Here is a 9871-nt window from a genome sequence, read left to right on the forward strand (position 1 = left end):
ATAATGTTATGAATTTAAACGAACTCGTCGGCACGATGGCCATCCTCGAAGAGCGCGGTGAACTCGATAAATTGGACGAGATCGGTTTGCCACCGGGCAACGCGATTCAATGGCTGTTTGGCCTCACTGCTGGTTTCTATTTTGCAGGTGGTGAAACACCACGGATACGACGAGCCGCACTCGATCTCGCCGCGCGTTACTACGATGTGACGACAGGAAACACCAATCTGCTGACGGTCGGTGAACGTTCGCGCCGCCTGTCTTCGAGAGATGACATTGAGCGACATCTAGCACAAAGCAATTACCTTGATGAGAAGGAGACCGCAGGCTTTTATATAAGACACATGCCTGCCCAAGCTCTGCGGTCGACAGATCCGGTCCACGACTATTTGACGGCGCTTCTTCCGGGCATTGGGTACCGTGGCGGCAACGGGCACCTGATGTACCAGACGAGGTTGTCAGAACTATCGCGAGATCCAGTAGGTGTTGTGCGTTCCTTCGTTGACGCCTGCCGTGACCTTCAGGTCTTTTATGCCGTTTCGGGGATGTCGCTTTTCTTCTATTCCTATGCGGCAGGCGCAACCGAACGGGCCTATCCTCTGTTTCGCAGATTTCCGGGCCTCCTCTACGAAGATGGCATCCGTTTTGGGTTAATCATTTCGCAGCGCACTGATGTGATTCGTGACGTTAATTGGCTTACGGCCGTCAACGATGAGTTGCTCGCGCGCGTCGGTGGTCTTGAGAAGGCAAGAGAAGTACTCGGAGACGATATCGTCCTCCATCCCTACGAAGGGGGCGTCGTTTTCCAAGCGGGTGAACGGCCTGTGCTGGGTGACTTGAATAAGGGGCGGGTGCCGGCGGCCTATCGCGCGGTCAATGATTTCCTCAAGCCCCTGCGCTACGAGAACTGGGATTATCCTTATCTGCGAGCACCCTACGATGTCGATGAGATGGAGTATACGCAATGGTGGACACATCGATTTGACGATGTTGATCGTTAAGGTTGCTCAGTCTCGTGAAGTTACACGAACTCATCACTATAATGGCCACCCTCGAAGAGCGCGGTGAACTCGAAAAACTGGACGAAATCGGCCTGCCACCCGGCAATGCCATCCAATGGCTGTTTGGGCTGACATCCGGATTCTATTTTGCCGACGGAGAAACGCGTCAAATACGCCAATCTATGCTGGGTTTGGCACTGCGTTATTACGATCTGGTAGAGGGTAACACCAATTTATTGTCGTTGAATGAGCGGACACGCCGTATTTCAGCAGGAAAACAGATTGAGGAATATCTGTCGCAGGGCGAATATTACGACGAGAGGGAGACCGCGAGCTTCTATATCAGGCATATGCCAAAACAGGCGTTGCGTTCGACCGATCCGGTTCACGACTACTTTACTGCTCTTCTTCCTAGTGCCGGTTATCGCGGGGGAAATGGTCACCTCATGTGCCAGACGAGGCTATCGGCGCTGTCGCGCGATCCGGCAGGTGTGATCCGTTTCTTCGTTGACGCCTGCCGCGACTTGCGGGTTTTCTATGCCGTGTCGGGTTTGTCGCTCTTTTTCTATTCCTATGCGTCGGGCGCAACTGCAAAAGTTTATCCTCTGTTTCGCAGGTTTCCTGGGCTGCTTTACGAGGATGGCGCGCGTTTTGGATTGGCCATACGAGACCGGACGGACACTATCCGCGACGTGAACTGGCTGACAGCCATCAACGATGAACTGCTCTCGCGGGTTGGTGGTTTCGACAAGGCACGAGCGGCACTCGGCGAAGAAGTCATCCTTCATCCTTACGAGGGTGGTGTCGTTCTCCAGGCTGGTAAACGGCCTGTGCTCGGCGACCTGAACAAGGGGAGGGTGCCCGCAGCATATCGCGCGGTGAACGATTTCCTCAAACCCCTGCGTTACGAGAATTGGGAGCGCGCCTATCTAAGAGCACCATACGATGTCGATAAGATGGAGTACACCGAATGGTGGACACGCCGATTTGACGATGGCGAGCGCTAGGATGGCGTCTTGGATATAAACGAACTCATCGTCAGAATGGCGCTCCTCGAAGAGCGCGGTGAACTCGAAATACTGAACGAAATCGGCCCACCACCCGGCAATGCCATCCCGTGGTTGTTCGGGTTAACGGCCGGGTTCTATTTTGCGGATGGTGAAACACGGCATACACGCCAAGCCATGCTGGATCTGGCGCTACGCTACTACGACCTTGCGGAAGGCAACACAAATTTGTTGTCCTTTAACGAGCGCGTACGCCGCATCTCGTCACGGGAAGACGTTGCGCAAAGTCTGTCACAAGACGAGTATTTTGACAAAGGGGATACCGCGAGCTTCTATATCAGGCACATGCCAAAACAGGCGCTGCGTTCCACCGATCCGGTTTACGACTACTTTACTGTCCTCCTTCCAAGCGCCGGCTACCGCGGCGGCAATGGGCGCTTAATGTATCAGACGCGGTTATCGGAATTATCACGCAACCCGACTGGCGTGGTTCGCCTCTTCGTTGACGCTTGCCGCAATCTCCGGGTTTTTTATGCCGTTTCAGGGATGTCGCTTTTTTTCTATTCCTATGTGGCGGGTGCAACTGAAAGAGCATATCCTCTGTTCCGTCGGTTTCCCGGCCTTCTTTACGAAGATAGCAGTAATTTCACTCTGGAAATATTGCGTCGCACCGATGTGATCCGTGACGTGAATTGGCTTACAGCCGTCAACGATGAGTTGCTCGCGCGCGTCGGTGGCATTGAGAAGGCAAGAGAAGTACTCGGAGACGATATCGTCCTCCATTCCTACGAGGGGGGCGTCGTTTTCCAGGCGGGTGAACGGCCCGTGCTGGGTGACTTGAATAAGGGCCACGTGCCTGCAGCATACCGAGCGGTCAACGATTTCCTCAAGCCCTTGCGCTACGAGAACTGGGACTATCCCTATCTACGGGCTCCCTACGATGTCGATGAGATGGAGTATACGCAATGGTGGACACATCGATTTGACGATGGTGAACGTTGAGTTTGTCCAGCCTCGTGAAGTTAAACGAAACTTATTACCATCATTTCGTCTCGACGCTGCCTTCCGGCGCAGCTGGTTGCGTCGCGACCGTTTTGGAAAATGCGGGATCGTCGTTATAAGGCGTGCTGCGGAAGAAGGGGGTTGAAAGGCGCTGGATCGCAGCGATCCGCTGGGGCCGTTCGTCGTCTCGCGCGCCTCATAGCCAGGGATGTCGCCAAGAGCATGCTCTATCGATTAGGCGGGCGGAGTTGCCTCAGAATGACTTATCGCGAAGACGCGCCTCCTACACGAATTTGTGCTTTCGACCGGTATCGACACCGACGGTTCTGCGTAACTTCCACGTAATTTTCGGTGTCCATACGTCTCCGCCTTGGTGTGTCGCAACGGTCGACAGGCGACCATAGCGGCGATGGCTCGAAAGGACAGACATGAAAAAGATCATTTCAGGCGTACTCGTTTGCTTGACGCTGACAGCGTGCAGCCAGACGGAAAAGGGTGCCGGCATTGGTGCGGCGAGCGGCGCTATCATCGGTGGGTTGGCAAGCGGCACTTGGGAAGGCGCTGCAGTGGGAGCCGCCGCAGGTGGCGTGGGAGGGGCAGTCGTAGGCAACATCAGCGAACGTAACGACAGGAACCGCCGCGACCGCTGGGAACAACGGGACCGCCGCGACTACGGATGCAGATACCGGGATCATTACGGTCGCTGCCGATAAAGATTGCGGCCTGGGTGGCGCACGTCAAAGGCGAGATGGATATCGGACGGACTTCGGTTTCTCCGGTCTCCCACGTCCGCAGCAGTTTCATGATGTCCCACAACCTGACGGTCGGAACGTCACAACTGTCGAGTTTATCTGAACCAGAGCCGTAGTTTTGCTGTAAAGACTATCGGGAATGATAGTCCGAGACTGGACTGATTAGGCCACTATGAAACTTCTACTTATCGAAGACGATCCGGAAATGACGGATGCGTTGAGGGTGGCCCTCTCGCAGCATGGCATCGTATTTGATGCTGTTGGAGATCTGGCGACGGCGCGGGAAGCAATCGCTATGGCGGACTACGATATTGTCCTTATCGACCGGCAACTGCCGGACGGTGATGGCAGTACCTTTCTCGCCGATTTGCGTCGCGTGGGTTCAAATACGCGATCGATCATCATCTCCGCTCTGAGATCGACCGACGAGCGAATTTCCGGCCTCAATGACGGCGCCGATGACTATTTGCCGAAGCCGTTCGAAATTCCCGAGCTGATTGCCAGAATGAGCGCTGTATTGAGGCGTGTGCCGACAACGGGCCCATTCGTCCTGTCGGCAGGAAACGTTACCTATGATCGTGTTTCATGCGATGTGCATGTCAACGGCGTCCGGCTTGCGCTCACCCGCAGGGAACTGCTTATCATCGAAACTCTTCTGAGAAACCGTGGTCGTACCGTGTTGCGCTCGTCCCTTGAGGGGCAGGTCTATTCCTTTGACGATGAGATCCAGTCGAACTCACTGGAATCCAACATGTCTCGCCTGCGCCGAAAGCTTGGCGAAGCGGAGGCCGACATTGTTATCAAGAACATTCGTGGCATAGGCTACTACCTTCATGAGCAGAAATAGGATGACCAGCACATCCCTTCGCTGGCGATTCACTTTTGGTTTTATTGTCCTGCAGCTCTGCGCGGTCATCGCCTCGCTCAGCCTGGTTTTCTATCTCCTTTCTGGCCTCAAGCCCGATGTGGCGATCACGTCCATCTGGCTGTCTCAGGAAATCGCAGACTCGGTTCGTCTTGAGCCGAATGGCCGACCTCATCTGGTTCCGACGGCCGAGCTTAAAGAGATTATGGAGGAAGCGCCTGACCTGTGGTTCGTGGCAGACCTGGGCAAAGATATTGTCCTTGCACACGGTACGCCTCCCGGGAAAATTGCCGACAACATGCCATTCCTGCGGGCGTTCAGAAGTGTCGAGCTCCATGGTGATCTGAACGATCCGTTGAGTGTCGCGCGCATGGAGCGTTTCGACACAGAGGCCGGTGAGGCAACGATTTTTGCCGGCGGTGTTTCGATGTCCCAATATGGTGTGACCGTGCTGTTGGGGAACCTTGCCATCGGCGTGCCGGCGCTGATCCTCGTCGCCATTTCCCTGATTGGCGTTCCATTTGTCACACGCTGGGCTTTGCGGTCTTTCAGCGACCTGACCAGGCGTCTCGACAGGATCGATCTCGACACACGTGGCGCCCTGGTGGAAGAGCGGGGCTTGCCCAATGAGGTGCTTCGCCTGGTGCGCGATATCAACAGGGCGCTGCGTCGTCTCGATAGCGGCTTCGAGGCGACGGAGCGCTTCTTCGTCAACGCGGCCCATGAACTTCGAACGCCGATTGCTGTCCTGCAGGTGAGAATCGATACGCTTTCACCAGGTGCGGACAAGACACACCTGCAGACGGCCATCAAGCGACTTACAGCAATCGCGAACCAGCTTCTCGACACCGAGAAGTACCGGCAGAAGCCTCAGCAAAATGCACCTGTCGATCTCAACAGCGTTGTGTCGAAGGTGGTCGCCGACCTTGCTCCCCTGGCAATTGCCGAAGGTTACGAGATTTCGTTCGATAGCGATGCGGAAAACCTGTTCGTTCCCGGGGATGCCGAAGCTCTGGAGCGTGCATTCGTCAATCTGGTGCGTAATGCAGTCCAGTACGGAGGCGGAAGAGGACAGATATCGGTCAGTATTGAGGCTGACGGCAGCGTGGCTGTCGCCGATCAGGGCTGTGGAATTGCCGGCGATAAGCAATCGCGCATATTCGAACCGTTCTACCGGATCAGCCCTCACGGCTCAGGTGCGGGCCTGGGGCTCAGCATGGTCAACGAGATCGTCACCCGTCACGGCGGCTATGTTGAGCTTTCGTCCGCTCCAGGCAAGGGCAGCACATTTGCCGTGCGCTGGCGCGAGAAGCGCGTTTTCCAGCAGCGGTAGCCCGTCGTCTGGCCAACTGGTTAAGGCATCTTCGTCCGTCGACGTTGGCTGAGCACGGCCGCGATCGCTTGATGTCTGGCGGGCAATCTTTGGCACGCCATCCACATTGCAAGCACTCTTTGCCGATCGGTTGATCTTACAGCGCGTGCCTAACGGATAGGCGCGACGACCGCTCTCCGTAATTTTCAGGTAACTCTCGTGACAGAGAAAGCCCGCAAATTTCAATAGCATGGGCCACGACTAAATGACACGACACATTACCCGCAAGCGTTTCATTCTGGCGGCGGCAACCCTTGTCGGTCTGCTGGTCGCCTGGCTCCTGTTTCTGCGTCCGCCGGCGAAGCCTGAACTGGTGACCGCGCAGGCGCGAACGGGTGACATTGAAGAGCTGGTGCTGGCGACCGGAGTTCTCGAACCGCTTGAGCTTGTGCGTGTCGGCGCTCAGGCTTCGGGTCGCATTGAGCATCTGGCTGTCAAGATCGGTGACATCGTCGAGGCTGGCCAATTGGTGGCCGAGATCGATTCCCAGACCCGGCGCAACACCCTGCGGGACCGCGAGGCCGCTTTGGCCAACATCCGCGCCGTTCACGCTGCGCGCAGGGCCGGTCTGGTGAAAGCCGAGAAGGATTTCGAGCGCGAGCGTGACCTGCTGGCAGGTGGTTCGACGCCGCGCGCCCAGTATGACGCCGCGGTTGCGATGCGAGACACCGCGCGGGCTGAGGTTCAGTCGTTGGACGCTCAGGTCTCCCAAGCGCAGGTCGCGCTGGAGTCTGCCGGTATAGAACTGGACTATACCCGCATCACGGCCCCAATCGCCGGCACAGTGGTCGCGATCGTCACTGACGAAGGTCAAACCGTGAATGCCCTGCAGACCGCGCCGACCATCGTCATGATCGCGCGATTGGACACAATGACGGTGCGCGCGGATATCTCCGAGGCTGACGTCGTGCGTGTGCGGCGGGGCCTTCCGGTCTGGTTCAGCATTCTTGGCGATCCGAAGCGTCGTTTCGATGGGGAGTTGCGACAGGTGGAACCGGCCCCCGCCTCCATCGCCAACGAGAGCAACGCCGCCGCGAGCCGGATTGGCTCAACCAACGGTGCGGTCTATTACACCGGGCTGATCGACGTGGCGAATGCGGACGGGGTCCTGCGGCCCTCCATGACGGCGCAGGTGTCCATCGTCTTGAGCCGCGTCAGCGGCGCCGTGCTGGTTCCGCTCAGCGCAGTGGAAGGGGCGCCCCGGGCCGGCGATACGGCGCGTGTCCGCGTACTGGACGCGATGGGCGAGGTCCAGATCCGGCAGGTCCAGGTCGGCATCGATAACGGCGCGGACATCCAGATCCTTAGTGGTCTTCAGGCAGGCGAGACTATCGTCCTTGGAGCATCCACGGACGAACGCACGGATGGCCAGGCTCAACTGGCCGCGGCGAAGCGGTAGGGCGCGTTATGACGGAACCACTGATCCGAGTACGTGGGGTATCCCGCGCTTTCCCCGCAGGCGACGAGATGGTGCGGGTGCTGAAAGACGTTGACCTAGACATCGAGGCCGGCGAGATGATGGCCATCATCGGCGCCTCGGGCTCCGGCAAGTCGACGCTCATGAACATCCTTGGCTGCCTCGATCGTCCGACGGACGGCAGCTACTGGATCGAAGGGCGTGAGACCTCGAAGATGTCCGTGGACGAACTGGCCGCGCTACGCCGTGAGCGTTTTGGTTTCATCTTCCAGCGTTATCATCTGCTTGGCGATCTCAGCGCGGTCAGCAACGTCGAGGTGCCGGCCATCTATGCCGGACGCAGCCGATCCGACCGGCACAAGCGAGCGATCTCCTTATTGACCCGACTGGGCCTCGCCGAGCGGACGGGCAATATTCCGGGCAAGCTTTCGGGCGGCCAGCAGCAGCGGGTGTCGATCGCCCGCGCGCTGATGAATGGCGGCGAGATAATTCTGGCCGACGAACCGACCGGAGCGCTGGATACGCACAGTGGCGCCGAAGTCATGAAGATCCTGCGCGAGCTTCACGCCGAGGGGCACACCATCATTCTCGTCACTCACGACAAGAAGATCGCCGAACACGCGGATCGGGTCGTAGAGATCAGCGACGGCGTTATCATTTCAGACGAGCGCAATATATCCAAATCCGACGCAAAGGCCCGTCCCATCCGCGAACACGCGCCGGGCGCTGGCTGGCGTGGTGCAATTGACCGGATGACTGAAGCCTTTCGTATGGCGGGCGCAGCAATATGGGCGCACAAGATGCGCTCGCTTCTGACCATGCTCGGTATCATCATCGGTATCGCCTCGGTGGCGTCTATCTCAGCTCTCGGGGCCGGCTCGCAGCAACAAATCCTGAGCAGTATCAGTTCGCTCGGCACCAACACGATCGAGGTGCGGGCGGGTAAAGGCTTCGGCGATCTGGAGGCGGGCAAGATACGGACGCTGGTTCCCGCCGATGCAGAAGCGCTGGTGAACCAGCCCTATGTCGACAGCGTGACACCAACCGTCACGACGAGCGTAACTGTCAAGCGCGCCGCCGTGGCCGTCAATGCGTCAGTCACCGGCGTTGGCGCCGACTTTTTCCGTGTACGGGGCCTTGAGCTGGCGGATGGACAACTGTTCGACGCCCAGGACGTTACCGCCTACAGCCAGAATGTGGTGATCGATGCAAACGCTGCGCGAGACCTGTTTCCAGACCGGGTAAACCCGGTGGGGCAGGTCATCCTTCTGGGCACAATGCCGGCGAGGGTCACAGGCGTGACGAAACGGGAAAACTCCTTCGGCCCGGCGGTTGATACGTTGACCGTTTATGCGCCCTACACAACCGTCATGGGCCGCATGCTGGGTCGTTCTAACGTCGAGGGCATAACGGTCCGTATCAGGGACGATGTCGACCCGGGCAATGTCGAGGCCGCAGTTTCGCGCCTTATCGAGCGTCGGCATGGTGCGAAAGACTTCTTCCTCACCAACTCGGCAACCATTCGCGAGACGATCGAGACCACCACGCAAACCCTGACGCTGCTGATTTCGTCAGTCGCCGTGATCTCGCTGATTGTCGGCGGCATCGGCGTGATGAATATCATGCTGGTGTCCGTGACCGAACGTACCAAGGAGATCGGCGTTCGTGTGGCCGTTGGCGCGCGCCGCAGCGATATCCTCTCCCAGTTTCTGATCGAGGCCGTCATGGTCTGCCTTGTCGGCGGCTTCATGGGAGTGATGCTCGCCCTCGGGATCAGCGCTCTTTTTAATTTGCTGAGCCCCGACTTCAAAATGATCTTCTCTTCTGGCTCCATCATTGTGGCCTTCGCCTGCTCAACCCTGATCGGAATCGTCTTCGGCTTCCTTCCTGCCCGCAATGCGGCAAAGCTGGACCCGATCGAAGCCCTGGCGCGCGACTGATGAACTGCAAACGTCTGCTCGGTAGCCGTTGTGGTTCGCTTGTCGTTATTGAGGCTGGCGTATGTCCCTAGACCGACGGTTGCAAGGCTGCATCGAGCAGCTTGCGCCCATTGCCAGCGAGCCAGGACCTGAAAGTGAGAAGGTCGGGGTTAATTTCGCGCATGACTTTCAGATCGACGAGCTCGGCGAGCGGCCCGTCTACCAGGCTCTCTGCCATATGCGCGAGATCAGCGTTTGCAGCCAAAACATCGTCCGGAAACCGTTCATAGGCTATCGAGCGACCGGCTGCTTCGCTGAAGGCAGCCGCAAGCTCGGGGCCGGTCAGTCGATCACTGGCGATTTTAAGTGTTGCGCCGCCGAAGCGTGACTTGTCGGCAAGCACGGCAGCGACAAACCTGCCGATGTCTTCCACGGCGTGTTGGTTTCCACGCGGAACTGAGCCGGTTTTTCCACCGAGAAGTGAGCCACCTCTGAGTATGGTTTTCTGATCAGGCTTTGGTCAAGGGGTTGGCCTT

9 protein-coding genes are annotated in these 9871 nt (G+C 57.9%); 8 read left to right on the forward strand and 1 reads right to left on the reverse strand.

Annotated features, from left to right (window positions below):
- Positions 1 to 8 precede the first annotated feature (8 nt).
- From ACQZ5N_RS23180 to ACQZ5N_RS23215, 8 genes are all read left to right on the forward strand, one after another.
- Positions 9 to 1001 carry a type VI immunity family protein gene (locus ACQZ5N_RS23180; protein WP_196378794.1) on the forward strand — a complete coding sequence of 331 codons (993 nt, stop codon included), beginning with the start codon at positions 9 to 11 and terminating at the stop codon, positions 999 to 1001.
- A 41-nt stretch (positions 1002 to 1042) separates the two neighbouring features.
- Positions 1043 to 2008 carry a type VI immunity family protein gene (locus ACQZ5N_RS23185; RefSeq protein WP_448734244.1) on the forward strand — a complete coding sequence of 322 codons (966 nt, stop codon included), beginning with the start codon at positions 1043 to 1045 and terminating at the stop codon, positions 2006 to 2008.
- A 9-nt stretch (positions 2009 to 2017) separates the two neighbouring features.
- Positions 2018 to 3010, forward strand: a complete 993-nt coding sequence (locus ACQZ5N_RS23190) for a type VI immunity family protein (RefSeq protein ID WP_448734245.1) — start codon at positions 2018 to 2020, stop codon at positions 3008 to 3010.
- Positions 3011 to 3438: 428 nt separating this feature from the next.
- Positions 3439 to 3723, forward strand: coding sequence for a YMGG-like glycine zipper-containing protein (locus ACQZ5N_RS23195; RefSeq protein ID WP_003524016.1), 285 nt, complete (start codon positions 3439 to 3441; stop codon positions 3721 to 3723).
- A gap of 211 nt (positions 3724 to 3934) precedes the next feature.
- Complete coding sequence (locus ACQZ5N_RS23200; RefSeq protein WP_448734246.1) at positions 3935 to 4609, forward strand: response regulator transcription factor; 675 nt, start codon at positions 3935 to 3937, stop codon at positions 4607 to 4609.
- A gap of 1 nt (position 4610) precedes the next feature.
- The gene (locus ACQZ5N_RS23205) at positions 4611 to 5960 is read left to right on the forward strand and encodes a sensor histidine kinase (RefSeq protein WP_448734247.1); all 1350 of its coding nucleotides are present in this window, start codon (positions 4611 to 4613) and stop codon (positions 5958 to 5960) included.
- A 244-nt stretch (positions 5961 to 6204) separates the two neighbouring features.
- A complete protein-coding gene (locus ACQZ5N_RS23210) occupies positions 6205 to 7398 on the forward strand; it encodes an efflux RND transporter periplasmic adaptor subunit (RefSeq protein ID WP_448734248.1) in 1194 nt (397 codons plus the stop codon).
- A gap of 8 nt (positions 7399 to 7406) precedes the next feature.
- Positions 7407 to 9356, forward strand: coding sequence for a MacB family efflux pump subunit (locus ACQZ5N_RS23215; RefSeq protein ID WP_448734249.1), 1950 nt, complete (start codon positions 7407 to 7409; stop codon positions 9354 to 9356).
- Positions 9357 to 9423: 67 nt separating this feature from the next.
- Here the strand turns inward: ACQZ5N_RS23215 and ACQZ5N_RS23220 are convergent, their stop codons facing one another.
- Positions 9424 to 9768, reverse strand: coding sequence for an NmrA family NAD(P)-binding protein (locus tag ACQZ5N_RS23220; RefSeq protein WP_448734250.1), 345 nt, complete (start codon positions 9766 to 9768; stop codon positions 9424 to 9426).
- Positions 9769 to 9871 lie beyond the last annotated feature (103 nt).

This window comes from Agrobacterium sp. 22-221-1, assembly GCF_053522445.1.

Bases quoted from the DNA above. Each gene is read 5' to 3' on its own strand.
- ACQZ5N_RS23180 (WP_196378794.1), top strand. From the start codon at position 9: ATGAATTTAAACGAACTCGTCGGCACGATGGCCATCCTCGAAGAGCGC.
- ACQZ5N_RS23185 (WP_448734244.1), top strand. From the start codon at position 1,043: ATGGCCACCCTCGAAGAGCGCGGTGAACTCGAAAAACTGGACGAAATC.
- ACQZ5N_RS23195 (WP_003524016.1), top strand. From the start codon at position 3,439: ATGAAAAAGATCATTTCAGGCGTACTCGTTTGCTTGACGCTGACAGCG.
- ACQZ5N_RS23200 (WP_448734246.1), top strand. From the start codon at position 3,935: ATGAAACTTCTACTTATCGAAGACGATCCGGAAATGACGGATGCGTTG.
- ACQZ5N_RS23205 (WP_448734247.1), top strand. From the start codon at position 4,611: ATGACCAGCACATCCCTTCGCTGGCGATTCACTTTTGGTTTTATTGTC.
- ACQZ5N_RS23210 (WP_448734248.1), top strand. From the start codon at position 6,205: ATGACACGACACATTACCCGCAAGCGTTTCATTCTGGCGGCGGCAACC.
- ACQZ5N_RS23215 (WP_448734249.1), top strand. From the start codon at position 7,407: ATGACGGAACCACTGATCCGAGTACGTGGGGTATCCCGCGCTTTCCCC.